This window comes from Caenispirillum salinarum (assembly GCF_044803115.1).
Taxonomy (GTDB): Bacteria; Pseudomonadota; Alphaproteobacteria; order Rhodospirillales; family Rhodospirillaceae; genus Caenispirillum; species Caenispirillum salinarum_A.
The window spans coordinates 808737-832872 of the sequence record NZ_CP085224.1; the positions used below are offsets into that span (position 1 = coordinate 808737).

General features: G+C 67.8%; 26 protein-coding genes and 1 riboswitch. Of the genes, 14 read left to right on the forward strand and 12 right to left on the reverse strand.

The window, feature by feature from the left end; genetic code table 11:
• Nucleotides 1-98: 98 nt before the first annotated feature.
• Complete coding sequence (locus LG334_RS03755) at nucleotides 99-476, forward strand: hypothetical protein (RefSeq protein WP_404383427.1); 378 nt, start codon at nucleotides 99-101, stop codon at nucleotides 474-476.
• Between the two features lie 740 nt (nucleotides 477-1216).
• Here LG334_RS03755 and LG334_RS03760 read toward each other — a convergent pair.
• Nucleotides 1217-2872, reverse strand: coding sequence for an acyl-CoA dehydrogenase family protein (locus LG334_RS03760; protein ID WP_404383429.1), 1656 nt, complete (start codon nucleotides 2870-2872; stop codon nucleotides 1217-1219).
• Nucleotides 2873-2972: 100 nt separating this feature from the next.
• Nucleotides 2973-4253 (reverse strand): crotonyl-CoA carboxylase/reductase, encoded by a 1281-nt coding sequence (gene ccrA, locus LG334_RS03765; protein WP_404383431.1) that lies wholly within the window; start codon nucleotides 4251-4253, stop codon nucleotides 2973-2975.
• A gap of 286 nt (nucleotides 4254-4539) precedes the next feature.
• Between ccrA and LG334_RS03770 the strand changes: the two genes are divergently transcribed.
• The 4 genes from LG334_RS03770 to LG334_RS03785 all read left to right on the forward strand — a co-directional run bounded on the left by LG334_RS03770 (nucleotide 4540) and on the right by LG334_RS03785 (nucleotide 8570).
• Nucleotides 4540-6552: a methylmalonyl-CoA mutase family protein gene (locus LG334_RS03770; protein WP_404383433.1), complete on the forward strand. Its 2013-nt coding sequence runs from the start codon at nucleotides 4540-4542 to the stop codon at nucleotides 6550-6552.
• Nucleotides 6553-6781: 229 nt separating this feature from the next.
• Nucleotides 6782-7720, forward strand: a complete 939-nt coding sequence (locus LG334_RS03775) for an IS110 family transposase (protein WP_404378827.1) — start codon at nucleotides 6782-6784, stop codon at nucleotides 7718-7720.
• Between the two features lie 110 nt (nucleotides 7721-7830).
• Nucleotides 7831-8229, forward strand: a complete 399-nt coding sequence (locus LG334_RS03780) for a HEPN domain-containing protein (protein ID WP_404383435.1) — start codon at nucleotides 7831-7833, stop codon at nucleotides 8227-8229.
• Nucleotides 8226-8570 carry a nucleotidyltransferase family protein gene (locus LG334_RS03785; protein WP_404383437.1) on the forward strand — a complete coding sequence of 115 codons (345 nt, stop codon included), beginning with the start codon at nucleotides 8226-8228 and terminating at the stop codon, nucleotides 8568-8570. Before LG334_RS03780 ends, LG334_RS03785 begins: the two co-directional genes overlap by 4 nt.
• Nucleotides 8571-8686: 116 nt before the next feature.
• Here LG334_RS03785 and LG334_RS03790 read toward each other — a convergent pair whose 3' ends face one another.
• The 7 genes from LG334_RS03790 to LG334_RS03820 all read right to left on the reverse strand — a co-directional run bounded on the left by LG334_RS03790 (nucleotide 8687) and on the right by LG334_RS03820 (nucleotide 14271).
• On the reverse strand, nucleotides 8687-9541 hold the full coding sequence (locus LG334_RS03790; RefSeq protein ID WP_404383439.1) for a universal stress protein: 855 nt from the start codon (nucleotides 9539-9541) through the stop codon (nucleotides 8687-8689).
• Entirely contained in the window at nucleotides 9531-11288 is a 1758-nt protein-coding gene (locus tag LG334_RS03795) for a cation:proton antiporter (RefSeq protein ID WP_404383441.1), read from the reverse strand. The genes LG334_RS03790 and LG334_RS03795 overlap by 11 nt, the downstream gene beginning before the upstream one ends.
• Nucleotides 11289-11403: 115 nt before the next feature.
• Complete coding sequence (locus LG334_RS03800) at nucleotides 11404-11832, reverse strand: PaaI family thioesterase (protein ID WP_404383443.1); 429 nt, start codon at nucleotides 11830-11832, stop codon at nucleotides 11404-11406.
• 45 nt (nucleotides 11833-11877) lie between these two features.
• Nucleotides 11878-12171, reverse strand: a complete 294-nt coding sequence (locus LG334_RS03805) for a Dabb family protein (protein ID WP_404383445.1) — start codon at nucleotides 12169-12171, stop codon at nucleotides 11878-11880.
• A 69-nt stretch (nucleotides 12172-12240) separates the two neighbouring features.
• Nucleotides 12241-12858, reverse strand: coding sequence for a carboxypeptidase-like regulatory domain-containing protein (locus LG334_RS03810; RefSeq protein WP_404383447.1), 618 nt, complete (start codon nucleotides 12856-12858; stop codon nucleotides 12241-12243).
• The gene (gene cbiM, locus LG334_RS03815) at nucleotides 12858-13496 is read right to left on the reverse strand and encodes a cobalt transporter CbiM (protein WP_404383448.1); all 639 of its coding nucleotides are present in this window, start codon (nucleotides 13494-13496) and stop codon (nucleotides 12858-12860) included. Before cbiM ends, LG334_RS03810 begins: the two co-directional genes overlap by 1 nt.
• Nucleotides 13497-13503: 7 nt before the next feature.
• Nucleotides 13504-14271, reverse strand: coding sequence for a DUF4198 domain-containing protein (locus LG334_RS03820; RefSeq protein ID WP_404383450.1), 768 nt, complete (start codon nucleotides 14269-14271; stop codon nucleotides 13504-13506).
• A gap of 126 nt (nucleotides 14272-14397) precedes the next feature.
• Nucleotides 14398-14623: riboswitch (cobalamin riboswitch) on the reverse strand.
• 141 nt (nucleotides 14624-14764) lie between these two features.
• Here LG334_RS03820 and LG334_RS03825 point away from each other — a divergent pair.
• Together LG334_RS03825 and LG334_RS03830 are read left to right on the forward strand one after the other, a co-directional pair.
• Nucleotides 14765-15157: a hypothetical protein gene (locus LG334_RS03825; RefSeq protein WP_404383452.1), complete on the forward strand. Its 393-nt coding sequence runs from the start codon at nucleotides 14765-14767 to the stop codon at nucleotides 15155-15157.
• A 26-nt stretch (nucleotides 15158-15183) separates the two neighbouring features.
• A complete protein-coding gene (locus LG334_RS03830; protein WP_404383454.1) occupies nucleotides 15184-15591 on the forward strand; it encodes a hypothetical protein in 408 nt (135 codons plus the stop codon).
• Here the strand turns inward: LG334_RS03830 and LG334_RS03835 are convergent.
• Together LG334_RS03835 and LG334_RS03840 are read right to left on the reverse strand one after the other, a co-directional pair.
• Entirely contained in the window at nucleotides 15578-16048 is a 471-nt protein-coding gene (locus LG334_RS03835) for an Rrf2 family transcriptional regulator (protein ID WP_404383456.1), read from the reverse strand. The genes LG334_RS03830 and LG334_RS03835 overlap by 14 nt on opposite strands.
• Nucleotides 16049-16117: 69 nt before the next feature.
• Nucleotides 16118-16399, reverse strand: coding sequence for a thioredoxin fold domain-containing protein (locus tag LG334_RS03840; RefSeq protein ID WP_404383458.1), 282 nt, complete (start codon nucleotides 16397-16399; stop codon nucleotides 16118-16120).
• A 404-nt stretch (nucleotides 16400-16803) separates the two neighbouring features.
• On the opposite strand from LG334_RS03840, the gene soxX reads away from it, so the two are divergent.
• From soxX to soxB, 5 genes are all read left to right on the forward strand, one after another.
• Nucleotides 16804-17292: a sulfur oxidation c-type cytochrome SoxX gene (soxX, locus tag LG334_RS03845; RefSeq protein ID WP_404383460.1), complete on the forward strand. Its 489-nt coding sequence runs from the start codon at nucleotides 16804-16806 to the stop codon at nucleotides 17290-17292.
• 112 nt (nucleotides 17293-17404) lie between these two features.
• A complete protein-coding gene (gene soxY / locus LG334_RS03850; protein WP_404383462.1) occupies nucleotides 17405-17872 on the forward strand; it encodes a thiosulfate oxidation carrier protein SoxY in 468 nt (155 codons plus the stop codon).
• A gap of 121 nt (nucleotides 17873-17993) precedes the next feature.
• Nucleotides 17994-18320, forward strand: a complete 327-nt coding sequence (gene soxZ / locus LG334_RS03855; RefSeq protein ID WP_404383464.1) for a thiosulfate oxidation carrier complex protein SoxZ — start codon at nucleotides 17994-17996, stop codon at nucleotides 18318-18320.
• A gap of 113 nt (nucleotides 18321-18433) precedes the next feature.
• Nucleotides 18434-19258, forward strand: coding sequence for a sulfur oxidation c-type cytochrome SoxA (gene soxA / locus LG334_RS03860; RefSeq protein ID WP_404383466.1), 825 nt, complete (start codon nucleotides 18434-18436; stop codon nucleotides 19256-19258).
• A 158-nt stretch (nucleotides 19259-19416) separates the two neighbouring features.
• Nucleotides 19417-21114 (forward strand): thiosulfohydrolase SoxB, encoded by a 1698-nt coding sequence (gene soxB / locus LG334_RS03865; RefSeq protein WP_404383468.1) that lies wholly within the window; start codon nucleotides 19417-19419, stop codon nucleotides 21112-21114.
• Between the two features lie 172 nt (nucleotides 21115-21286).
• Here soxB and LG334_RS03870 read toward each other — a convergent pair whose 3' ends face one another.
• Complete coding sequence (locus tag LG334_RS03870; protein ID WP_404383470.1) at nucleotides 21287-21769, reverse strand: hypothetical protein; 483 nt, start codon at nucleotides 21767-21769, stop codon at nucleotides 21287-21289.
• 221 nt (nucleotides 21770-21990) lie between these two features.
• Here LG334_RS03870 and soxC point away from each other — a divergent pair, with 221 nt between their 5' ends.
• Nucleotides 21991-23340: a sulfite dehydrogenase gene (gene soxC, locus LG334_RS03875; protein WP_404383472.1), complete on the forward strand. Its 1350-nt coding sequence runs from the start codon at nucleotides 21991-21993 to the stop codon at nucleotides 23338-23340.
• Nucleotides 23324-23989: a c-type cytochrome gene (locus tag LG334_RS03880; protein WP_404383474.1), complete on the forward strand. Its 666-nt coding sequence runs from the start codon at nucleotides 23324-23326 to the stop codon at nucleotides 23987-23989. Before soxC ends, LG334_RS03880 begins: the two co-directional genes overlap by 17 nt.
• Nucleotides 23990-24136 lie beyond the last annotated feature (147 nt).

Here is a 24136-nt window from a genome sequence, read left to right on the forward strand (position 1 = left end):
TCCTGTGACGTCCGCCGTTGTCCTCCGCCGCGACCCTGGTGCAGTTTTGACGGCCGCCCGACCGCCGGGCGGCCGTTTCCGCTTGTGGACCCCGCACGATGAACCTCCGCCGCACGCCGCCATCCGATAAGGTCGACGCCGCCCTGGTCGCCGCCATCCGTAACCTGGAGGCGGCGGTGACCGAGCAGGAGCGCGCCGTCAACCGCATCCTTGGCCTTGCGGAACTGCTGATGGAGCGCAACCCCGACCAGACCACGCTGCTGCGGCTGGAGGGGATCATGGAGGCCTGCGCCTTCCAGGACCTGACGGGCCAGCGCATCCGCAAGGTCAACCGCTTCCTGCGCCACCTCGCAGACAACAAGGGCCTCGTGGCCGACGCCCTGACCTCCGGCCAGGCCCGCGACGACGCCCAGGACATGGATAAGCCCAAGGGCCTGACCCAGGAAGAAGTCGACCGCCTGCTGGGGAACCGTTAAGCCTCGGGCGCGTCAGCGCTTCCGCTGATCGGGAACGGGGGGCCCGAACCCTTCAGTCTTTTGTGAGTTGGGGGCGGTTGGGACGTGGCGGTCCCATTCCGAGGCAGGCGTCTGGCCGGCGCCCGCTGCCGCTGCCAGGCCCCCCCCTTCTGCCGACCGCCCGCCACCGCCGCAACGGCATCGACGCGAACGCCCAACCGACCGAGAGCGCGAGAGCCCGAGGCTCTCGCAAAGCGGGGTGCGGGGCGGCGGCCCCGCGCGTCAGCGCTCCGGGCGGCCGGTGCGAGATGGGGGACCTGGCCCCCGATCCCCCTGATCGGGAAGACCAGCGTCCCGAACCCTTCGGGTTTTTGTGCGTTGGCGCGGTTGATTTGGACGCAGCGGTCCCTTCGTCACGAGGCCGTCAGGATGGCGGCGCCGGAGGGAGCGGTCGGCGCCGGATGTGCATTCCTGCCCTCGCAGGAATGACGTTTGGTTACTTTTTTGCTTTCTCTAAATAATAATTATCCGCCATGTCAGCGAAAGCTGGCTTCCACTTCCGCCGCCAGCCATCCTTGCGAGGCCACCGGAGGGCTTGTTCGCCCCCGAACTCACCGAGAGCGCGAGAGGCCGTGCCTCTCGCATCGGCCGGAGTTTTGGGCTGCGGCCCCAAGCGCGTCAGCGCCCAAACGAAAACCGGCGGCCGCTTTTCACAGCGACCACCGGTTTTCTTGGTCTTTCTTGGAGGTTGACCCGAACCCTCAGCGTGTCAGCAGGCCGCGCGCGACGACGTGGGCCTGGATCTCGGCGGCGCCTTCGAAGATGTTCAGGATGCGGGCATCGCAGAGGATCCGGCTGATCTGGTATTCCTCGGCATAGCCGTTGCCGCCGTGGACCTGCAGGGCGTTGTCGGCGTTGGACCACGCCACGCGGGCCGCCAGCAGCTTGGCCATGCCGGCCTCGATATCGCAGCGGCGGTCGCTGTCCTTTTCCTCGCCGGCGAAGTAGGTGAGCTGGCGCGCCACCATGGTTTCCACCGCCATCCACGCCAGCTTGGTGAAGACGCGGGGGAACTCGTAGATGGGCTTGCCGAACTGGATGCGCTCGTTGGCGTAGCGCAGGCCGGTTTCCAGCGCGTTTTGGGCGACGCCCACGGCGCGGGCGGCGGTCTGGATGCGGGCGCTTTCGAAGGTTTCCATGAGCTGCTTGAAGCCCTGGCCTTCCTTGCCGCCCAGCAGGTTCTCTGCCGGCACCTTGAACTCGTCGAAGGAGAGTTCGTACTCCTTCATGCCACGGTAGCCGAGTACCTTGATCTCGCCGCCGTCCATGCCCTCGGCCGGGAAGGGGGTGTCGTCGGTGCCGCGCGGCTTTTCGGCCAGCAGCATGGACAGGCCGCGATAGCCCTTCTCGTCCGGGTTGGTGCGGGCGAGCAGGGTCATTAGGTCCGACCGGCTGGCGTGGGTGATCCAGGTCTTGTTGCCGGTCACCACGTACTCGTCACCCTGCTTGACCGCGCGGGTGCGAAGGCTGGCGAGGTCGGAGCCCGTGTTGGGCTCGGTGAAGACGGCCGTCGGCAGGATGTCGCCGGCGGCGATCTTGGGCAGGTACTTCTGCTTCTGCTCTTCCGTGCCGCCCAGGCGGATCAGCTCGGCGGCGATTTCCGAGCGGGTGCCCAGCGAGCCGACGCCGATGTAGGCGCGCGAGAGTTCCTCGGTCACCACGCACATGGCGGTCTTGCCCATGCCGTGCCCGCCGTACTCCTCGGGGATGGTCAGGCCGAAGACGCCCAGTTCCGCCATCTGCGCGATGATCTCGATGGGGATCAGCTCGTCCTTCAGGTGCCATTCGTGGGCGTGGGGGACGACCTGTTCCTCGCAGAACTTGCGGAAGGTGTCGCGCACCATGTCCAGGGTTTCGTCCTGGAGGCCCAGGTGGCCGAAGTGCTCGCCGTCCTGGATCAGCTCCGCAATGCGCTTCTTGCAGGCGTTGGTGTATCCGTGCTCGCGCAGCAGCGTGGTCTGCGGGCTTTGCAGCAGTTGGCGCTGGCGCACCTCGATGTCGAAGTCGGCCAGCCGCACCATCTCGCCCTGGCTCATGGGCAGGCCGCCGAAGATCTGGTGCAGGTATTCGGAGTAGGCGGCCTGGACCAGCAGCTGCTCAAGCTCGGTGAAGGAGCCCTGCTCCTCCAGGCGCTTGCCCCACGCGAGCATCTGGGTCAGCGCGGCCTCGTAGGTGCAGTACCAGGCGTAGCCGTGGGCGGCGAACTGGTGCTGTTCCAGGGCGGCCGAGTCCACCTTGCCGTCGACCATCACCTTGGCGCTCAGGCGCTCCTTGATGACGTCCAGCAGGCCGCGAACGGTGTAGAGGGCCTTTTCGCAGGTGTGCAGCAGGTCGGGGATGATGAGCTTGGCGGGCATCTGCACGGATCTTCTCGCATGGCAGGGGAAGGGACGGTCGGCGTGCCCGCCCGGATGAACGGCCGGGCGCGCCTTGGTACGGTGATGACGCGGCGGGCGATCAGCCCTCCAGCACGTCCTCGATGGTGCGGCGGCCGGGCACCTTGGCCTGGACCATCACGGCCATGTTGCCGGGTTTATGCTTGTTCTGCATCATCTTGGTGTGCGCCTTGGCGATGTCCTCCCACGAGAACACCTCCGACATGCACGGGTCGATGCGGCGCTCGATCACCAGGCGGTTGGCCTGGGCGGCCTGCTTCAGGTGGGCGAAGTGGCTGCCCTGGATACGCTTCTGGCGCATCCACACGAAGCGGGCATCGAAGGTGAGATTGAAGCCCGTGGTGCCGGCGCAGAACACCACCATGCCGCCGCGCTTGACCACGTTGCAGGAGACCGGGAAGGTCATCTCGCCGGGGTGCTCGAACACGATGTCGACGTCGTTGCCCTTGCCGGTGATCTCCCAGATCGCCTTGCCGAACTTGCGGGTCTCCTTCATGTACTCCTTGAAGCCCTCGCCGTTCACGGTCGGCAGCTGGCCCCAGCAGTTGAAGTCCTTGCGGTTCAGCACGGCCTTGGCGCCCAGGCTCATGACGAAGTCGCGCTTGCTCTCATCGGAGATCACGCCGATGGCGTTGGCGCCGGCGGTGGCGCACAGCTGGATCGCCATGGAGCCCAGGCCGCCCGAGGCACCCCAGATCAGCACGTTGTGGCCGGGACGCAGTACGTGCGGACGGTGGCCGAACAGCATGCGGTAGGCGGTGGCGAGCGTCAGCGTGTAGCAGGCGCTTTCTTCCCAGGTCAGGTGCTTGGGGCGCGGCATCAGTTGCTGCGCCTGCACCGTGGTGAACTGGGCGAAGGAGCCATCCGGCGTCTCGTAGCCCCAGATGCGCTGGGTGGGCGACAGCAGCGGGTCGCCGCCGTTGCACTCCTCGTCGTCGCCGTCGTCCTGGTTGCAGTGGATGACGACCTCGTCGCCCACCTTCCAGTTCTTCACCTTCGACCCGACGGCCCACACGATGCCCGAGGCGTCGGAGCCCGCGATGTGGTAGTCGGCGCCATGCACGTCGAACGGGCTGATGGGCTTGCCGAGGCCGGCCCAGACGCCGTTGTAGTTGACGCCGGCGGCCATGACCATGACCAGCACTTCGTGGCTGTCGGGCTCCACGACATCCACGACTTCCACCTGGAAGGACTCTTCGGGCTCGCCGTGGCGCTCGCGGCGGATGGCCCAGGCGTACATCTGCTTGGGCACGTGGCCGAGCGGCGGGATCTCGCCGATCTCGTAGAGGTCCTTCTTTTCCTGACCGGCTTTGAGCTCGATCACTTCGGCCGTGCTGGTCATTTATACGAACTCCCCTTTGTCGTGTCCGGGCCGTCCAAGGGACATCGGCAGCGGCGCGGGCCGTACGTCCCAATGTTGCGCTGCACCAGGACGCCAATGTTCGCCGTGGGACGTTGGTTGCGGCGGATGGCGTTGACCCATCCTTAGCGTTTTGTCGCTTTCTTCGCAATGCACAAAATGATACTTTCTTGCACAACAGGCCATGACAGGCGAAACAAAATGACGCCACGGCCAAACCCAGAGTTGAAATTTTGGTGCGCTGTCACCGCTTTCGGAGGAGATCCGCATGACCGAGAAGCCCGCTTCCACCACCGCCGAGACGGCGCCCAAGCGTGACAAGCCCTGGCTTTTCCGGACCTATTCGGGTCATTCGTCGGCCGTTGAAAGCAACAAGCTCTACCGAAAGAATCTTTCCCGCGGCCAGACAGGCCTGTCGGTCGCCTTCGACCTGCCGACCCAGACGGGCTACGACTCCGACCACCCGCTCGCGCGCGGCGAGGTGGGCAAGGTGGGCGTGCCGGTCTGCCACCTGGGCGACATGGAAACCCTGTTCGACGGCATTCCGCTCGGCCAGATGAACACCTCCATGACCATCAACGCCCCGGCGCCGTGGCTGCTGTCGCTCTACATCGCCGCCGCGGAACGCCAGGGGGCGGAGCGCAAGAGCCTCCAGGGCACCACGCAGAACGACATTGTAAAAGAGTACCTCTCGCGCGGCACCTACATCTTCCCGCCGCAGCCGAGCCTCAAGCTGACCAACGACGTGGTGGCGTTCACCTATAAAGAGGTTCCCAAGTGGAACCCCATGAACGTGTGCAGCTATCACTTGCAGGAAGCCGGCGCCACGCCCGAGCAGGAACTGGCGTTTGCGCTCGCCACCGCCCAGGCGGTGCTGGACACGGTGCGCGATTCCGGCCAGGTGCCGGCGGAGGACTTCCCCAAGGTGGTCGGCCGCATCAGCTTCTTCGTCAACGCCGGCATCCGGTTCATCACCGAGATGTGCAAGATGCGCGCCTTCGTGGACCTGTGGGACGAAATCTGCGTCAACCGCTACGGCGTGGAAGACCCGAAATACCGGCGCTTCCGCTACGGCGTGCAGGTCAACAGCCTGGGCCTGACCGAGCAGCAGCCGGAAAACAACGTCTACCGCATTCTGGTGGAGATGCTGGCGGTCACGCTGTCCAAGAAGGCCCGCGCCCGCGCCGTGCAGCTTCCCGCCTGGAACGAGGCGCTCGGCCTGCCGCGCCCGTGGGACCAGCAGTGGTCGCTGCGCCTCCAGCAGATCGTCGCCTATGAAACCGACCTGCTGGAATACGGCGACCTGTTCGACGGCTCCGCCGTGGTCGACGCCAAGGTGGAGGCGCTGAAGGAACAGGCGCGCGAGGAACTGGCCCGCATCGACGCCATGGGCGGCGCCATCTCCGCCGTCGAGTCCAGCTACATGAAGCAGCGGCTGGTGGAGTCCAACACCAGGCGCCTGAAGGCCATTGAGTCCGGTGACATGACGGTGGTGGGCGTCAACGCCTTCCAGGAAGCCGAGCCCAGCCCGCTGACCACCGGCGAAGGCTCCATCATGACCGTGGACGAAAGCTTCGAGAAGGCGCAGATCGAGGCCCTGAACGGCTGGCGCGCCAACCGCGACCAGGCCGCCGCCGACAAGGCCCTGGCCGACCTCGCGTCCGCCGCCAAGGAAGACCGCAACATCATGGAGCCCTCCATCGCCTGCGCCCACGCCGGCGTCACCACCGGCGAATGGTCGCAGACGTTGCGCGAAATCTTCGGCGAATACCGCGCCCCCACGGGCGTCGGCCGGGCCGCGGGTGCCGCCAAGGAAAGCGGCATGGTCAAGGTGCGCGAGCGCGTCGACCAGGTCTCGGAACGCCTGGGCCGCCGGGTGAAGATCCTCGTCGGCAAGCCGGGCCTGGACGGGCACTCCAACGGCGCCGAACAGGTCGCCGTCCGCGCCCGCGACGCCGGCATGGAGGTGGTCTATGAAGGCATCCGCCTGACGCCGGCGCAGATCGTCAACGCCGCGCTGGAGGAGGGCGTGCATGTGGTCGGCCTGTCCATCCTCTCGGGCAGCCACGTGACGCTGGTGACGGACGTGATGGACCGCATGCGCGCGGCGGGCTTAAGTGATATCCCGGTCATCGTCGGCGGCATCATCCCGCACGAGGACGAACAAACGCTGAAAGCCGCCGGCGTGGCCCGCGTCTACACGCCCAAGGACTACGACCTGACCCAGATCGTCGGCGACATCATCGAACTGGTCGACGGCGAGACACAGGAAGCCGCTTAAGCTTGGTGTAGGGGATGGCGCTGCCGCGCCGGTGAGGGGCGCCGCCCCTTGTAACTTAGCATGTGCCGAATCCGGTATGATACCGGTTGCGGTGGCGGACGAGAGACCGACGCCCCTCAGGGACACCAAGCCCGTGTGTGAGCCAGGGTCCTCGTCCGCCGTTCCATCGAACCCGAACAGTCGCTTGGGCCGCTCGAAGCGAAGCCCGCTTGCGCAAGGATGGGATCGGATGGACGCTCTCAACATCGGCATCGACGTCTCGAAGGATCGGTTGGACGTCGCCACCACCTCGCCTTCGATGGCCGCTTTCCATGTTCCGCGCGATCATGGCGGGCTGTCGGATCTGGTCGAGCGATTGAAGCCGCTCGGCGCCGAGCGGATCGCGATCGAGGCCACTGGCGGCTTCGAGACCGTCGTCGCGGCAGCCCTGGCCGCCGCCGGCCTTCCGGTCGTCGTGGTCAATCCGGCGCGCGTGCGTGCCTTCGCCCAAGCCCTTGGGAAACGGGCCAAGACCGATCCGATCGACGCTGCGGTGATCGCTCGTTTCGCCGAAGCCACCAAGCCTGAAGTGCGCCCGCTGCCTGACGCCGAGACCGAGGCGCTGGCCGATCTCGTCGCTCGCAGACGGCAGATCATTGCGATGATCGGTGCGGAGAACCAAAGGCTCAAACGGGCCTCTTCCCGGACGGCCAGGAGCATCAGGCGGCTGCTGAAAGCACTCGAGAAGGAACTCGCCGACATCGACCTGGACATCGACGACAGCATCCGCCGGTCGCCCAGCTGGCTGGAAAAAGTCGAGCTCCTCAAATCCGTTCCCGGCGTCGGCGACCAGATCGCTCGCACCCTGATCGCCGAACTGCCGGAACTCGGCACCCTCGACCGCCGGCAAATCGCCGCTCTGGTCGGCTTGGCGCCGTGGACGCGGCAATCCGGCAAATGGCGTGGCAAGAGCTTCATCGGCGGCGGCCGTGCCGCCGTCCGAACTGCCCTCTACATGGGGGCCCTCGTCGCCGCGCGGCACAATCCCCTGCTCAAGGGGTTTCGGGATCGCCTCGTCGCTCAGGGCAAACCCAAGCTCGTTGCCATCATCGCCGTCGCCCGCAAGCTCATCACAATCCTCAATGCAATCATCCGGGAGGCCCAGCCATGGCGCGAGCAAATCGTTTGACCGGAAAGACAGTCGCTCACACTCCCCGCCAGGACCCGGCGGGTCCTGGACCGGCTTGTTTGTTGAGCGGTGTTGGCCGACAATGGCGGCATGACGACGGAAAACCGCACATGACGCCCGTGGCCGACGCATGGCGCCGGCAGGCAGGGCGCGATTTGGCGCACGCTCGGAAGTCCTTCGAGATGGAGGATTTCGAGTGGGCCTGTAATGCTGCCCAGCAGTCGGTCGAGAAGTTGTTCAAGGCCGTCCTGATCGAGGCCGGGCATACGCCGCCCCGAACTCATGACCTCGTCGGGCTCGCTCGCGTTCTGGAGCAGGTCGGGCTTCTGACGGCGGAAGAGCGGCAGGACTTGGGCGCCCTCAATGAACTCAGCGATTTCGCGGTGACGGCGCGATATCCCATGGGCGATGCGTTGACAGCGCCGGGCGAGATGTTCGACGCCGACCGCGCCACCCGCGCGTTGACGGTGGCCGAAGCGGCATGGTCCAAGTTCGGAGGTGCATCATGACACTCCCCCTGGACCTCGCCGCCCGCGCCAAGGCCTCCCGCGAGCGTATCCGCGGCGAAATCCTGTCCTGGCTGCGCGAGGCCCTGCCCGCCGCCGACAAGGGGTCGCGCGTGGCGCGAATGGTCGTGTTCGGCTCGGTCGCGCGCGGGGACTTCCATGGCCTGTCCGACGTGGACCTCGCGGTCATCGGCGAGGGCGTTCGGCCCGGCGACCTGGATACGGCGGCGCTTCTGCCGCTGGAGCGCCCTGTGGATGTCATCTATCTGGACCCCGCCCGCGACCCGCACATGATGGCGGAGATCGACCGCGACGGCGTCACCGTCTGGCACCGCCCCACTTGACCGCAGGGGGTCCGGGGGAGGCGCGGCGCCTCCCCCGGTTTTCATCGGCGCAGCGCGCCGAAGCATCGCTCAAGCCGCCAAAGCCTTCCCTCACCGCACCAGCGCCCGAACACCCCTCAATCCGCCGGCGGCACCACCAGCACGTCGCAGGGGGATTCGTGGATGAGGTGGTCGGCGGTGCCTCCGAAGGCGGCGCGGAAGGGGGAGGTGTCTCCGATTGAGCCGATGGTGGCCAGGTCCGCCGCGAATCGTTGCAGCCGTGCCACCAGCGCCGGGCCGGCCTGTCCTTCCGTGATTTCCAGCGGCAGGCGGGCGCCGCTTGCCCGACGCAGGCGGTGGAGCAGGGGGTAGAGGGCGTCTTCCTCGCGCGCCCGGCTGTCGGCTTCGTAGTCGCCGGTGGCGGGCATGAGGGCGGGCAGGATGGGATCGGTCACATGCACCGCTTCCGTCGTCGCCTCGGGCCACCACGCCAGCGCGTGTTCCAGGGCGCGGGCGGCGGCGGGCGAGGTGTCGAGTGCGGCCATCACGTGGCGGTAGGGGCCTCGGAACCCGGCCTTGACCACCAGCACGGGCACGTGGCTCAGGCGCATGACGCGGTTGGCGGTGGCGCCGAAGACGATGGAGCGGAACCGCCCCGGCCGCGAGGCCCCCAGCACGATCAGCCCGGCAGCGGAGGATTCGGCGTGGCGGATGATTTCCTCGATGTCGACGCCCGAGGTGATGCGCACGTCCCATCGCACGTCGGTGTTGTCGGTCAGGGCGGCGACCTGTTCGCGCAGGATGCGTTCGGCCTGCAGGTGGTGGGCGTCGCGCAGGGCCGGCGGCAGGTCCTGGTCGACGACGTGCAGCACCTCCAGCTCGGCGCCGGTTTCGCGCGCCATGTGGACGGCGCGGGTGAGCGACCGGTCGGCGCGGGCCGACAGGTCGGTGGCCATGAGGATGGCGGCGGGGCGGGCGACATCAGGAGACATCGGCGGCGACTCCCTTGGCGAGGGGGGTAACGGTGTTCGGCGCGGCGGCTTCGGCGTGGTCGGGGTTCCCGGCGTCGGCGATGACTTCCACCGCGCGGCGGGCGGCATCGGCATAGGGCAGCAGCACCACGTCGGCGCCGGCACGCTTCAGGCGGGCGGCATCGGCGGCGGAATGCGCGGTGGCGGCGATGCGCCCGCCATACCCTCCGGCCCGCAGGGCGCGCACGTTGGTTTCGCTGGGGTCGGACGCGCCGGGCACCGGGCGCACGGCGGGGACGGCCAGGATCACCCAATTGGCGGTGGAGAGCGGCAGGGTCTCGGCGAAGTCGGGGTCGCTGGCGTCGCCGTAAACCACCGACCATCCGGCCTCGCGCCGCTCGCGCACCACCTCGGGGTCGAAGTCCACGCCCAGGACGGCAATGTCCCGCCGCGCAAGCCCGCGCACGATGTTGCTGCCGTAGCGCCCGAGGCCGAAGAGGATGACGTCCGGCCGCGCCTCCACGGCCTCGTCGTCCGGGCCGGCCTCGCGGTGGGCCACCTTGCGCTCGAACGGGCCGAGCACGGGCTCAAGCCAGCGGTACAGGCGGTGGGAGTAGAGGATCATATAGGTGGACAGGCCGATGGTCACGATGCCCACCAGCGTCACCAGCCCGACGTCGGCGCCGGTGACGTGGCCGAGGGTCAGGCCCATGGCCATGAAGATGAGCGAGAACTCGCTGATCTGGGCCACCGTCAGTCCGGCCAGGAAGCCGGTGCGCTTGCGGTAGCCCATCACGCCCATGATGACCAGCACGATCAGCGGGTTGCCGATCAGCACGAAGGCCGAGAGCGCCAGCGCGGGCACGATCTGGTCGCCGACGGTGGTCACGTCCATGTGGCTGCCAAGCGAAATGAAGAAGAACAGCAGCATGAAGTCCCGCAGCGGGTTCAGGCGGGCTCCGATGACGTCGCGGTAGGGCGTGGAGGCGAGCGCCACGCCGGCCAGGAAGGCCCCCAGCTCCATGCTGAAGCCCAGCAGGTCGGCGCCCGAGGCAAACGCGACCGCCAACCCGACGGCCAGCAGCACCATCAGTTCCTGCGAACGCGCGATGCGGTCGAACATGGGCCGCGCGAGGTAGCGGATGAACAGCGCCACGCCGCCCACCATCAGCACGCCCTTGCCGACGACCTCGGCCACGCGCAGCGCGATGCCGCCGGCGCCGAGCGCCTCGCCATTGGCCGTGCCGGTCCCGGCGGCGAGTGCGGAGACGATCACCATCACCAGCACCACCACGATGTCCTGCACGATCAGGAAGCCGAGCGCGACGCGGCCGTGCAGGGCGTCGATCTCGCCCTTGTCGGACAGCAGCTTGACGATGATGATGGTCGACGAAAAGGTGATGGCGACGGCGATATACAGGCTCGCCAGCGGGTCCATGCCCAGCCACAGGCATATGAAAAAGCCGATGACGGAGGTGAACAACACCTGCCCCAGGCCCGTCGTCAGCGCCACCGCGCCCATGGTGCGGATCAGGTGCAGGTCCAGCTTCAGGCCGACGACGAACAGCAGGATGGCGATGCCGAACTTCGCCAGCACGTCCAGGTGTTCCGACGCCGTGGCTATGTCCAGCACCGACGGCCCGGCCAGGATGCCGGCGGCGATGAACGACACGACCAAAGGTTGCTTCAGCACCAGGCCGACCGCGCCCACGGCCGCCGCGAACAGCAGCACGACGGAAAGTTCGTGAAAAACGTTGTCCAGTCCCATCCCGGAGCAGTCCCCTCCCCATAGCCCTTACCCACTCTATGGGTGCCGGCCGGTCCGTTTCAATCGTCCGGCCGGTTAAAGGTAAGGCTCGTTCGGACCCAGTGGGACCTACGGGTTACGCCCGCGCCGGAGGGATGGAGTAGGTGCCCGTGCAGTTGGCGATGGGGCGGCCGTCGTCTTCGGCGGTGATGCGCACGCCGGCGACGACCAGGCGCTTGCCGGCCTTTAGCGTGCGGCCGTGGGCGACGACGCTGCTCGCGCCGGGCGTGTCGACCACGTCGACGGACATGCTGGTGGTCACGGCCAGCGCCACGGACCCCACATGGCTGAGCACGACGGCATAGAGCGTCAGGTCGGCCAGCGCCATGAGGACAGGCTCGGCCATGCGGTCGCGGTTGGGGCCGCGCAGCAGGTCGGGCCGCTGGGCGACGCGCAGGGTCGCCTCGCCGGTGCCGATGGACACGGTCTCGATGCCGAAGACGGGCACGAAGGGCGCGTCGGCCTTGATGATCTTCTGGAATTCGGGAAGGGTGATGGCGCTCATGGCATCAGCCTATCACCGGTCGCCGGCCCGGCACAGTCCTGCTTGTCATTCCGCCGGCACCGTGTAATCGACCGCCAGGCGCATGTCGCGCAGGGGGCGGACGCGGCGGATGCTTTCCTGGTAGAGCGGATGCGCCTTGTAGGCGGCCAGGGCTTCGGCGTCATCGAACTCGCCGTAGACCACCACGTCCGGCTCGTCGGACAGGGCATCGTGGCGTTCGTTCACGGCCACTTCCAGAAGCCGGGCGTGGGGGATGTCGCGCAGAATGGACAGGCCGTCGCGGATGGCGGGAATGTCGGCGGGGTCCTTGGCGGAAAACAGGACGATGTGACGCAGCATGGCGAACGGTGCGGCCTCTCGGCAGTCAGGATCAGATCGCATCCTGCCGCGCCGCACCATGGAAGTCCATCACCCGCCGCCGCGCCGGCGCTCGCGCCGGGCCAGCAGGTAGAAGCCGATGCCCGTCACGCCCATGATCCAGCCGAGCCCGCCCAGGACGTCCTGAAGGCGCAGGCGGTCTTCCTGGGCGGCCATCTGCTCGCGCAGCGGGTTGACCTGGGCCGCCACGGCGCGGGCGACGACGGCCTCCAGGGCGGCTTCCGACATGGCCGGTGCCGCGGCCTCCTGCGCCGGCTGCGCTTCGGCCGCCGGGGTCCCCCGGGGTGCGGCGGACGCACCCTCCGGTCCCGGCAGGGTGGGCGGCAACTGCGCGGCGGTGATGCGGAAGGTGGCGCGGTGGCCGTCGCCGGTATCGACCTCCAGCAGGTGGTCGACGCGGCGGGTGGCCTCCAGCGAGAAACGGCCCTCGGCATCGGTGACGGCCGTTCCCAGCGCCGCGCCGTCCGGCCCGGTCGCCGTGACGTCGGCGCCGGAGACCCGCCCGCCGCCGGGAACGTAGACGGTGCCCGTGATGGCGGTGCCCTCCGTCGTCGCGAACAGCTTGATCTTGTGGGCCCAGGCGGGCGGCGCGGCCGTCAGCGCCAGCAGCAGGACGGCCAGCGCCGTCAGAAGCGGGATCGCGCGCATCAGGCGTTGCTCCCCACGGCCGGCACGGGCTGCGGCGCGGGGCGTGCCCACAGGGCGTCCGGCTTGACGCGGGCCAGCAGGGAGATGGCGGCGGCCGTCACCACGCCTTCGACCACCATCACCGGCAGGTGGGCCAGCACCACCAGCTTGGCCGCCGGCACAAACGCCGCGCCCGAGGCCGCCAGGGCCACCGCCGCGCCCAGGGCCGAGAGGGCGATGGCGAGCGCCCCGCAGGCGAAGCCGGCCGCCCAGGCGCCCCGGCCGCGCGTCACCAGGTCGCGGAACAGGTGGTGGACGACGATCGCGGGCAGGCCGATCAGCACCAGGTTGACCCCCAGCGTGGTCACGCCCCCGAAACCGAAGAACGCCGCCTGCAGCAGCAGCGCCACCGCCATGGCGGGCAAGGCGCTCCAGCCCAGCAGCAGGCCCATGAGCCCGTTCGCCAGCAGGTGGGCGCTCGACGGGCCGACGGGCACGTGGATGAGGGAGGCGACGAAGAACGCCGCCCCCACCACCGCCGCCTTGGGCATGTCGTCGGCCTTCAGCTTCGTCAGGCCGTAGCCCACACCGGCGGCGGCCAGGGCGGTGCAGCCCGCGATGACGGGCGCGCTCACGACGCCCTCCACCATATGAACCATGGTGTTGTTACTCCATGTCGCGGACGTTGACCCACATCAGCCCGCCTTCCTCCAGCGGCACCATGTCGCCATCGGGGTTGGCCACCGGGTCGTCGGCCTCCTCCAGGGCGGCGAAGCCCCACCAGCCGGCGCGCGGCATGGCGTAGGAGAACACGCCGTCCGGCCCGGCCTTGATGACCTGGGTGACGAAGGCGTCCGCCGGCGCGGTGACGGAGCCGTCGTTGCGCCATTCCACCTCCACCTCGGCGAAAGGCACCGGCTCGCCGTCCTTGCGCACGATGCCGCGGAAGACGTTGCCCGTCCACAGGCCGTAGGGGCGCGCCAGCGGCTCGATCTCCACCGGCAGGCCGACCAGGGCATCCCAGCCTTCCTGGGCGTCGAAGGCGTCGACGACGACCTTGGCGTGGTGGACGATCATCTTGCCTTCGGCCGGCTCCCAGTACGGCGCGGGGGTGATGAAAAAGACGTAATCGGCCGGCATGGTGACCGCGTGGGACAGCGTGTAGGCCGTCTTGCCGTCGATGGTGCGGGCCTCCGCCGCATTCGTCAGGTCGGTGACCGCGCCATCGGCCAGCACGCCGATGCGCTGCGGCGCGCCCATGTCCATGAGCGGGCCCTGTTCCATGGGGTGCGTGAAGCGGATGTCCAGGTCGACCGTCGTGCCGGTTTCCGGCGTCAGGATGTCGGCGGACGGGATGATTTCCTGGAAGTGGGCAGCGGCCGGCTGGGCGGCGGAGAGAAGGGCGGCGGCAAGCGCCGTGATGCCGAGACGCATCGTGCGGTGTCCTTTCATGGCTCGTCCGCCCGGCACGGAGATCCGGCGGGGGCGGTGGCGTGACATCGGGTTCAGCGCGCCACCGCTGCGGACAGAACCGGACCAATGGCACACCCCGGCCATCGGAAAGGCGACGCTTGCGCCGGCAGGTCTCCTGGCTTGCGGGTCGTCGTCTCCATCCGCGGCCTTCCCGGCTGTGCCAGTGGCCATGGTTTCGGGTGGGGCGGAGACTCGCCGCGCACAGTTGCGGGGGCAGCCACGGCTCGGCGGGGTGGAAGCGGTTGTCCCAGGCCCTGCCGTCCCGTGTTCCCTTTCAATCCCGTTTCCGGGAACCGGCACCGGCGCAACCCTAGCAGAGCAGACGGGCTGCCTCAACGACGGGGTGCGGAGTGCGCACGATCGGGCCGTTGTCGAGGAACCTCCACCGCTGTCCGCGCGTAAGGCGAGAAGAGACATTCCCCCATACGGCCCAGGCCGGAAGGACCCGAAATCCATGATGTTGCGATCCATTGCCGCTGCCGCGCTCGCCGGAGCGCTGCTTGTTCCCGCCGCGACGCCGGCCGTCGCCCAGGTCGGAGAAGGATCGGCCCTGACCCACGAGACGGCGCCGCTCGACAATCCCTCGCACCTGGACCTGCAGAAGGCGCTCATCGCCTGGCTGCGCTGCACCGACGCCACGCCCGAGAAGGTGGACCTGGAAAAGATCCAGATGCGCCTGCTCCAGACAACCCAGGTGCCGCAGAGCGAGGCCGAGGCCCTGGCCGAACTGGAGGCCGCCGCGCGCGCCATGGGCGAGGCCGTGGACGAGGACGGCTGCGACAGTCCGCGCGTGAAACGCCACATCGCGCTGTTCGACACCTATCTTCGCCCGGCGCTGGAGCAGTAGCCCGACCCTTTCCGCGAGTGCGCGCCATGACCGCCGATCTGCTCGACCGCCTGCACCTGGTTCCCGGCTCCGTCGCGCGCCTGGTGGATGCGCCGGATGACTGGTCCCGGAGGCTGCCCGCCGCAACCTCCGACGGCGTGACGTGGGTCGACGAAGGGCCCTGTTCGTGGCTGCTGGCTTTCGCGCGCGACCGGGCGGGGCTGCAGGCCCTGGTGCCGCGCGCCGTACCCGTCCTGGCCGAGGATGCGGTGTTTTGGGTGGCCCATCCGCGCGGCGCGCACAGCGACCTGACGCGGGAAAAAGGCTGGCAGCCGCTTGTCGCCGAGGGCTTCGGCGCGACCGAGTGCGTGCCGCTGGACGAGCACTGGCAGGCGCTGCGGTTTACCCACCAGCACGACACCCGCCTGCGCCACGGCGGCGTCAGTCGGCCCTGACCTCGGGACCCAGCCCGAGCAGGGCCTCCAGCGAGTCCGGGCGGCGCACCACATCGGCCAGCGTGTGGCGGTCGAGCACCGCCAGGAAGGCTTCCTGCGCCTGTCCCAGCATGCCCTTGAGCCGACAGGCGGGCGAGATGGCGCAGGCGTCGGAGGCGCGGTCGAAGCATTCCACCAGGTCGTCGCGGGATTCCAGGGCGCGGACCACGGCGCCGATGCCGATCTCGGCGGCCGGCCGCGCCAGGCGCACGCCGCCGCCGCGCCCGCGCAGGCCCTCGACCACGCCCAGGCGCGTCAGTTCATTGGCGACCTTCATCAGGTGATGACGCGAGATGTTGTAGCGTTCGGCAATGTCGCGCACGGTCAGCGTCCGGCCGGCGCCGGGCGCGCGGCGCTCCACCACGGCCAGCGCGATGAGCAGCCGCAGGGCGAAGTCGGTGTGCTGGGTCAGGCGCATGGCGGCGGCTCCGGCGAAAAGATGCCGCCAGGATACCGCTTTATGCGGCGGTGTGCACGCCCCGCGCGGTCAGTCCTCAAGGGCCTCCATGAGGTTGTCGAGCTGCCACCAGAACATCTCGTCACCGGCATAGCCGGTGATACGGCCGATTTCCTCGCCGTCGTCGTTCACCAGGACGAAGGTGGGCGTCATGCGCACCGGTTCCTTGGTCTTGATGTCGACGGGCAGCGGCTTCTGTGTCAGGTCGACGCGGCGCAGCGGCGCCCGCGCGGCTTCCTCCGTTTTCGGATAGATGGGGCCGATCTCCTCGGTCCAGGCCTTGCACCAGGCGCAGCCGGGCGCTTCGAACATAACCAGCTCGGCCGCGTGCGCCGCCCATGTGTACCCCAAAAGAGGTACAATGGTGATCAAGTAAAATAAAATCCGTTTCATGGCGTTCCTTGTCCTCCCCATGCGCAACGTCTGAAGCCACTGATTCGCCGCCGTTTTCAAGGCCCCCTCAATTTTGGGTCTTTTTTTCCTCTTGCATCCTGGGCCACATCACGTCACGCTATTCCAGAAAACACTAATATACTCAGAGCCGCCGGGTCAAAGACTCAAAAGAACACCGGTTTCTGCGTATAATAAGAAGTGTGGGGAGGCGGAAGGTCCAAAGCCCCGCCTAGAACAAGTTGACGCAATGCTGGCCGCGCCTTTGCGAGCATCGGACGAGTTTTGCCTTGCGTCAAATAACCGGGGAAGAAAGGGAGGCGTTCGTGCAGCGCAAGACATCTGCGATTTCCGCGATGGTGGCGACGGCTGCCGTTGCCGGTCTGGCTTTGGCCGCACCGGCGCAGGCGGCTGACCTGGTCGACTACAAGGTGGTCGACGACTGGACCATTCCCGAGAGCCTGACCGGCCAGCCGGGCGATCCGGTCAACGGCAAGGTGGTCGCCGTCGATCGCAAGCTCGGCAACTGCCTGAGCTGCCACAAGATGCCCGTTCCCGAGGAGCAGTTCCACGGCGAGACCGGCCCGTCGCTCTGGGGCGTCGGCAACCGCTACGAGCCCGAACACCTGCGGCTGCGTTTGGTGGATTCGAAGGTCATCAACCCCGAGACCATGATGCCCGCCTTCTACAGGGTCGAAGGACTGCACATGGTCAAGGACAGCTTCGAAGGTGAACCGATCCTGACGGCGCAGCAGGTGGAGGACGTGGTCGCGTACCTGGTGACGCTGACCGAAGAAGAACCGCAGACGAACTGAGGACGACCCTACCGTGTCGCGAGACGCGAGCACCGGGCCCGCACTGAAGGCGGGCCGCGAACCCTCGCGCTCGTCCGGGGAGACTTGGAAGAAAGGTCAAGGAAAGATGAAAATGATGTCCAAGGCGATGAGCCGCCGGCAGGTGTTTTTCTCGATCGGTGGCGTGGCCGCCGCCGGTGTCGGCATGACGTTGATGCCGGGCCTGGCGAAGGCCAGCCCGGAAGAGGTGCAAAAGGCCATCAAGGAAATGATCGGCGACACCACGCCGCAGGAAGGCAAGGTGTCCCTGGACCTGCCGGAGATCGCCGAGAACGGCAACACCGTGCCCGTCGGCGTGTCCGTCGACAGTCCCATGACGGAGGACAGCTACGTCAAGGCCGTGCACCTGATGGCCGACGGCAACCCGTCGCCCGAGGTGATCACCTTCAAGTTCACCCCGCAGTCGGGCCGCGCCGAGGCGTCGACCCGCATGCGCCTGGCGCAGACGCAGAACGTGATCGCCTTCGCCGAAATGAGCGACGGCTCCGTCTATCGCGCCGCCCAGCCGGTGAAGGTGACCATCGGCGGCTGCGGCGGCTGACCGGGCAGGCCGGGCGGCCTGACGGTCGGGTCCGGCGGCGATCGACATCACGGCGGCCGCTCCGCCTCTTCATGACCATGGCATGAGGCGGCCGCGACAGGACAAGTTCGGAGGTTTTACAATGGCCAGCAAGCCCCGCGTGCGCGCGCCCAAGTCCGCTTCCAAGGGCGAGGTCGTCGAGATCAAGACGCTGATTTCCCACAAGATGGAAAGCGGCCAGCGCAAGGACAGCGACGGCAACGTCATCCCGCGCCAGATCATCAACCACTTCGAGGCGCGCTTCAACGGCGAGCCCTTCTTCGTCGCCGAGATCGAGCCGGCCGTGTCGGCCAACCCCTATATCTCCTTCTACCACCAGCCCCAGGAAAGCGGGGAGTACGAGTTCGTCTGGAACGACGACGACGGCTCCACCTACAGCACCAAGAGCAAGCTGAGCGTCGAAGGCTGATTTCCTTTCCGAAGGGCCGGGTGAAGCGGGCGTACGACCCGCCACCCGGCACCTTCCAACACCGGCCGGGGACACGGTCGGGACTTAATGAAGAACGACCGGGGAGGTCAACGATGAACACCAAGCTCAAGGCCCTGACGGCCGCCATTGCGCTCGGCCTTCCGGCCCTGGCGCTCGGCACCGGCCCCGCCGCCGCCGATGAACTGGCGGAAGGCAAGTGGGGCGAGTACCAGGCGGGCGACAAGCGCTCCGGCTACACCTACGCCGGTGCCGAGACCCGCGCCATGCAGGACGACGAGTTCCAGAACCCCGCCATGCTCTGGCTCGACACGGGCATGAGCGAGTGGGAAGCCGCGGCGGGCGACGCCGGCAAAGCCTGCGCCGACTGCCACGGCGACGCCGAGGAAAGCATGACGGGCGTCGCCACCAAGTACCCGGTCTATTCGGAAGAGACCGGCAAGATGATGAACCTGGAGCAGCGGATCAACTTCTGCCGCACCGAGAACATGCAGGCCGAGCCCTACAAGTGGGAAAGCGACGAGCTGCTGGGCATGACGGCCTACGTCAAGAACCAGTCCAAGGGCATGCCCGTCGACGTGTCCATCGACGGCCCGGCCAAGGAGTTCTGGGAAAAGGGGAAGGAGTTCTACGAGACCCGCCGGGGCCAGCTCGACCTGGCCTGCACCCATTGCCACATCGACAACGCCGGCAACGTGATCCGCGCCGAGACGCTGAGCCAGGGCCAGGGCAACGGCTTCCCGCTGTATCGCCTGAAGTGGCAGAAGGTGGGGTCGCTGCACCGCCGCTTCCGCGGCTGCAACAACAACATCCGCGCCGACAAGCTGCCCTACGGCTCCGACGAGTACACGAACCTGGAGCTGTACGTGACCTGGCGCGGCAACGGCCTGCCCATCGAGACGCCGGCCGTGCGCAAGTGACGTAAGGCCTTCGCCGGGCCACGGCGGGCGGGGCGGGATGCCTCGACAGTCCCGCCCCGCCACGGCCGGCGACGCCCAACGATCTTCACTCACCAACCGAGACGACATGAGCCCGGGCCGCGAACGCGCGCGCCCGAACCGGGGAGGCTTGTCCTAAGATGCTGTTTACCCGACGCGATTTCCTTCGCGCCACCGCCGCCACCGCCATCCTCACTGGCGCCGGCACCGTGAGCCTGGGGCGCACCGCCTACGGTCAGTCCAGGATGATGACCCAGGACGACCTGCTGCGCTTCGAGCCCAAGGGCCAGGTGACGCTGCTGCACGTGACCGACATGCACGCGCAGCTCAAACCCGTCTTCTTCCGCGAACCCTCCGTCAACCTGGGCGTCGGCCAAGTGGCCGGCAAGCCGCCGCACGTCGTCGGGCCCGAGTTCCTGAAGATGTTCGACATCGCCCGCGGCACGCCCGAGTGCTACGCGCTGACCTACGTCGACTTCGTGGACCTGGCCCGCCAGTACGGCAAGCTGGGCGGCGTCGACCGGCTGGCGACCCTCATCAAGGCCATCCGCGCCGAGCGGCCGGAGAACACCCTTTTCCTGGACGGCGGCGACACCTGGCAGGGCAGCTACACCTCGTACCACACCAAGGGCGAGGACATGGTCAAGGTGATGAACGCGCTCACCACCGACGCCATGACGGCCCACTGGGAGTTCACCTACGGCCAGGACCGCGTGCAGGAACTGATCGACCAGATGGACTTCCCCTTCCTGGCGGGCAACGTCATCGACGCGACCTGGGAAGAGGCCGTCTTCGACAGCACCAAGATGTTCGAGCGCGGCGGGGTGAAGATCGCCGTCATCGGCCAGGCCTTTCCCTACACGCCGATCGCCAATCCCGGCTACATGATCCCCGACTGGTCGTTCGGCATCCGACCGGAGCTGGTGCAGGAGCACATCGACAACGCCCGCGCCAACGGGGCGGAAGTGGTGGTGCTGCTGTCGCACAACGGGTTCGACGTGGACCGCAAGCTGGCGGGCATGGTCGACGGCCTGGACGTGCTGCTGACCGGCCACACCCACGACGCCCTGCCGCGCGCCATCGACGTCGACGGCACGCTGCTCATCGCGTCGGGCTCGCACGGCAAGTTCCTGTCTCGCCTGGACCTGGACGTGAAGAACGGCAAGGTCGCCGACTACACCTACCGCCTGATCCCCGTGTTCTCCGACGTCATCACGCCGGACCCGGACATGGCCAAGCTGGTGGATGAGGTGCGCGCGCCCTTCGCCGCCGAGATCGACCGCGTGGTCGGCACCACTGATTCGCTGCTGTATCGCCGCGGCAACTTCAACGGCACCTTCGACGACCTGATCTGCCAGGCGCTGCTGGAGGAACGCGACGCCGAGATCGCGCTGTCGCCGGGCTTCCGCTGGGGCACGACGCTGCTGCCGGGCCAGGAGATCACGGTGGACGACATCCACTCCATGACGTCGATCACCTATCCGGAGGCCTACCGCTCGCAGATGACCGGCGAGACGCTGAAGGCGATCCTGGAGGACGTGGCCGACAACATCTTCAATCCAGACCCGTTCTACCAGCAGGGCGGCGACATGGTCCGCGTCGGCGGCATGGGCTACACGATCGACGTCGACAAGCCCATGGGCAGCCGCATCAGCAACATGACCATGCTGAAGACCGGAGAGCCCGTCGACCCCTCCAAGGAATACACGGTCGCCGGCTGGGCCTCGGTCAACGAGGGCACGGAAGGCCCGCCCATCTGGGACGTGGTCACCAACTACGTCGAGAAGCACAAGACCGTTGAACTGGCGCCCAACGACAGCATCCAGGTGCGCAGCTAGACGGACCGCACCGGCACGGCCGCCGCCCCTGCGCGGACGGCGGCCGCCACCGGACCGCGCTTTACCGGGGAGACCATCGGCCATGACTGGCCCGGACGATATCGACACGCGCGCCCCGGCGCCGGGGCGTGGCGGACCCCGCGCGGCCCGCCAACGCACCCGCGCCGCCTGGTCAGGGGGCGATGTAGACCCAGCCGTCCAACTGGCGTTCCACGATGGCGGCAATGCCGGCCTGCACCCATTCGACGCCCGAGATCAGGTCGTCGGGGCTGCGGTCGGTGGTGTCCATGGTGTTCTTGCAGCCGATGTACTCGATGTTGAACTTCAGCTGGTTCTCGATGCGCTCGGCGACCGGGCTGTCCTTGTACAGCGCCTTCATGCCGTCGCCGTAGGCGACGATGGCGAGCTGAACGTTATCGAACCCGTAGAATTTCTGCAGGTTGATGGCGTTCCACAGCACGTTGTTGACCGTCTTCTCGTCGGCGCTGGTCAGCTGCAGCACGATCTTGCGCGGGGTGTCGAACCCCGGCGGCGGATCGGCGAACTCCAACTCGGCCGCCTGGGCCGGGACGAGGGGAACGGGCGCCGCCAGCATCAGCGCGGCGACCGCCACAAGGCCGCCCGTAACGCGGCGGCGAGCGATTTTCTTCGTCATGTCAAACACCTGCGGGCCTCCCTGGATGGCGGCCCCGAGGATTGTCCGCCGCCGCTGCCGCGCTCGACCATCGAATGCGCGGCATGGCGGCGCGGGCGGGCCGCTGACCGACATGGTGGCCCAAAGCGCGATCCACTTCCAGCCCGACAATCGGACATACGAAACAAGCCGGATCACATTCCAGCGAGCCCCGCTCGCCACAGTTCAGGATCAGGGAGGACATGAGCATGAAAAGGGACGCGACGCCCGTCGGGCGGACCCAGGCGCCGGCGCCCGAGGCGCCCGTCGCCGACACCGGTCGACGCAACTTCCTGCGCCGCAGCGCCGCCGCCGTCGGGGCCGTCGGTGCCGCCGGACTGGTCGGCGGCAAGGCCTTCCCCGCCGGCGCGGCGACCATGGCCGAGGCCAACCCCGAAAACCTGCCGCCCAACGTGCCGGAGTGGAACAAGTACCTGGGCTATTCCGTGGACTGGCAGCCCTATGGCCTGCCGTCGGAGTACGAGAAGGACGTGGTGCGCCGGTCCGTCGAATGGCTGACGGCGACCCGCGAGTCGTCCATCAACTTCACGCCCATCCAGGACATGCACGGCTTCGTCACCCCCAACGGTGTCTGCTTCGAGCGTCACCACGCCGGGGCGGCCATCGTGGACCCGGTGGACTTCCGGCTGATGATCAACGGCCTGGTGGACAAGCCGCTGGTCTTCACCCTGCAGGACCTGATGCGCATGCCGTCGGTCAGCCGCTTCCACTTCCTGGAGTGCGCGGCCAACAGCGGCATGGAGTGGCGCGGCGCGCAGCTCAACGGCGTGCAGTTCACCCACGGCATGATCCACTGCGTCCAGTACACCGGCGTGCCTCTGCGCACCGTGCTGGAAGAGGCGGGCGTGAAGCCCAACGGCAAATGGATCATGGCCGAGGGCGGCGATTCGGCCGGCATGAACCGTTCCATCCCCATGGAAAAGGCGCTCGACGACTGCATGCTCGCCTGGGCCATGAACGGCGAGATGCTGCGGCCCGGCAACGGCTATCCGCTGCGCCTGGTGGTGCCCGGCTGGGAAGGCAACATGTGGGTGAAGTGGATCCGCCGCATCGAGGTGGGCGACAAGCCCTGGTTTGCGCGTGAGGAAACCAGCAAGTACACCGACCTCATGCCCAACGGCAAGGCGCGCCTGTTCACCTGGGAGATGGACCCCAAGTCCGTCATCGTCTCGCCGTCGCCGGAAAAGCCGGTGCTGCACAAGGGCCTGAACCAGCTGCGCGGTCTGGCATGGTCCGGCCGTGGCAAGGTCAAGCGCGTCGACGTCTCGCTGGACGGCGGCCGCAACTGGCAGGAGGCGCAGCTTGACCAGCCGGTGCTGGACAAGTGCCTGACCATGTTCCGCATGCCGTTCGAATACACCGGCCAGGAACTGCTGATGCAGTCGCGCTGCATCGACGAGCACGGCGTGGTGCAGCCCACCATGCAGGCGCTGCAGAAGGTGCGCGGCGTCAACTCGGTCTACCACAACAACTCCATCCAGACCTGGCTGGTGAACAAGAACGGGGAGGTTGAAAATGTTCGTCTCGGTTAAGACGCGCCTCATTGCGGCCACGGCCGGCGCTCTCGTCGGCCTGGGCGTCGCCTCGGCCGCCTGGGCCGGCGACGGCCTCAAGCTCGGCCTCGGCACCGAAGCCACGCCCGAACAGGTGAAGGGCTGGGACATCGACGTCCGCCCCGACGGCAAGGACGCGCCGGTGGGCCAGGGCGACGCCATGGAGGGCGAGCAGGTCTACCTGGAGCAGTGCGCCCACTGCCACGGCGAGTTCGCGGAAGGTGCGGGCCGCTACCCCGTGCTCATGGGCGGCGAGGGATCGCTGGACGGCCCCAGCCCGGTGAAGACCCCGGGCAGCTACTGGCCGCACGCCTCCACGCTGTACGACTACATCTACCGCGCCATGCCGTTCGGCAACGCGCAGTCGCTGACGCCCGACCAGACCTATGCCCTGACCGCCTTCATCCTGTGGGTGAACAACGTGGTCGAGGATGACTTCGTCGTCAGCAACGAAACCATCGGCAGCATCGAGATGCCCAACGCCGACGGCTTCATCGAGGACCCGCGTCCCGATGCCCAGCCGGAGGTTGTGTGCATGAAGGACTGCGACGTCCCGACGGAAATCGTCGGCCGGGCGCGCGCCATCGGTGTGACGCCGGAGGATGGCGGCGGCGCGGCCGTGGACTGACACGGCTGACCGACGTCACTTGAGCCCGCCGGATTTCCCCGGGTCCGGCGGGCTCTTGCCGTGCGCGCCCAGGCTGCATTCCCCTGGTGTCCCTGGCGTTGTTGTGCGCCGCGAGGACAGGCGATGCTTGAAGGAATAACAAACACC

Bases quoted from the DNA above. Each gene is read 5' to 3' on its own strand.
- LG334_RS03755 (WP_404383427.1), top strand. From the start codon at position 99: ATGAACCTCCGCCGCACGCCGCCATCCGATAAGGTCGACGCCGCCCTG.
- LG334_RS03760 (WP_404383429.1), bottom strand. From the start codon at position 2,872: ATGCCCGCCAAGCTCATCATCCCCGACCTGCTGCACACCTGCGAAAAG.
- ccrA (WP_404383431.1), bottom strand. From the start codon at position 4,253: ATGACCAGCACGGCCGAAGTGATCGAGCTCAAAGCCGGTCAGGAAAAG.
- LG334_RS03770 (WP_404383433.1), top strand. From the start codon at position 4,540: ATGACCGAGAAGCCCGCTTCCACCACCGCCGAGACGGCGCCCAAGCGT.
- LG334_RS03775 (WP_404378827.1), top strand. From the start codon at position 6,782: ATGGACGCTCTCAACATCGGCATCGACGTCTCGAAGGATCGGTTGGAC.
- LG334_RS03780 (WP_404383435.1), top strand. From the start codon at position 7,831: ATGACGCCCGTGGCCGACGCATGGCGCCGGCAGGCAGGGCGCGATTTG.
- LG334_RS03785 (WP_404383437.1), top strand. From the start codon at position 8,226: ATGACACTCCCCCTGGACCTCGCCGCCCGCGCCAAGGCCTCCCGCGAG.
- LG334_RS03790 (WP_404383439.1), bottom strand. From the start codon at position 9,541: ATGTCTCCTGATGTCGCCCGCCCCGCCGCCATCCTCATGGCCACCGAC.
- LG334_RS03795 (WP_404383441.1), bottom strand. From the start codon at position 11,288: ATGGGACTGGACAACGTTTTTCACGAACTTTCCGTCGTGCTGCTGTTC.
- LG334_RS03800 (WP_404383443.1), bottom strand. From the start codon at position 11,832: ATGAGCGCCATCACCCTTCCCGAATTCCAGAAGATCATCAAGGCCGAC.
- LG334_RS03805 (WP_404383445.1), bottom strand. From the start codon at position 12,171: ATGCTGCGTCACATCGTCCTGTTTTCCGCCAAGGACCCCGCCGACATT.
- LG334_RS03810 (WP_404383447.1), bottom strand. From the start codon at position 12,858: ATGCGCGCGATCCCGCTTCTGACGGCGCTGGCCGTCCTGCTGCTGGCG.
- cbiM (WP_404383448.1), bottom strand. From the start codon at position 13,496: ATGGTTCATATGGTGGAGGGCGTCGTGAGCGCGCCCGTCATCGCGGGC.
- LG334_RS03820 (WP_404383450.1), bottom strand. From the start codon at position 14,271: ATGCGTCTCGGCATCACGGCGCTTGCCGCCGCCCTTCTCTCCGCCGCC.
- LG334_RS03825 (WP_404383452.1), top strand. From the start codon at position 14,765: ATGATGTTGCGATCCATTGCCGCTGCCGCGCTCGCCGGAGCGCTGCTT.
- LG334_RS03830 (WP_404383454.1), top strand. From the start codon at position 15,184: ATGACCGCCGATCTGCTCGACCGCCTGCACCTGGTTCCCGGCTCCGTC.
- LG334_RS03835 (WP_404383456.1), bottom strand. From the start codon at position 16,048: ATGCGCCTGACCCAGCACACCGACTTCGCCCTGCGGCTGCTCATCGCG.
- LG334_RS03840 (WP_404383458.1), bottom strand. From the start codon at position 16,399: ATGTTCGAAGCGCCCGGCTGCGCCTGGTGCAAGGCCTGGACCGAGGAG.
- soxY (WP_404383462.1), top strand. From the start codon at position 17,405: ATGATGTCCAAGGCGATGAGCCGCCGGCAGGTGTTTTTCTCGATCGGT.
- soxZ (WP_404383464.1), top strand. From the start codon at position 17,994: ATGGCCAGCAAGCCCCGCGTGCGCGCGCCCAAGTCCGCTTCCAAGGGC.
- soxA (WP_404383466.1), top strand. From the start codon at position 18,434: ATGAACACCAAGCTCAAGGCCCTGACGGCCGCCATTGCGCTCGGCCTT.
- soxB (WP_404383468.1), top strand. From the start codon at position 19,417: ATGCTGTTTACCCGACGCGATTTCCTTCGCGCCACCGCCGCCACCGCC.
- LG334_RS03870 (WP_404383470.1), bottom strand. From the start codon at position 21,769: ATGACGAAGAAAATCGCTCGCCGCCGCGTTACGGGCGGCCTTGTGGCG.
- soxC (WP_404383472.1), top strand. From the start codon at position 21,991: ATGAGCATGAAAAGGGACGCGACGCCCGTCGGGCGGACCCAGGCGCCG.
- LG334_RS03880 (WP_404383474.1), top strand. From the start codon at position 23,324: ATGTTCGTCTCGGTTAAGACGCGCCTCATTGCGGCCACGGCCGGCGCT.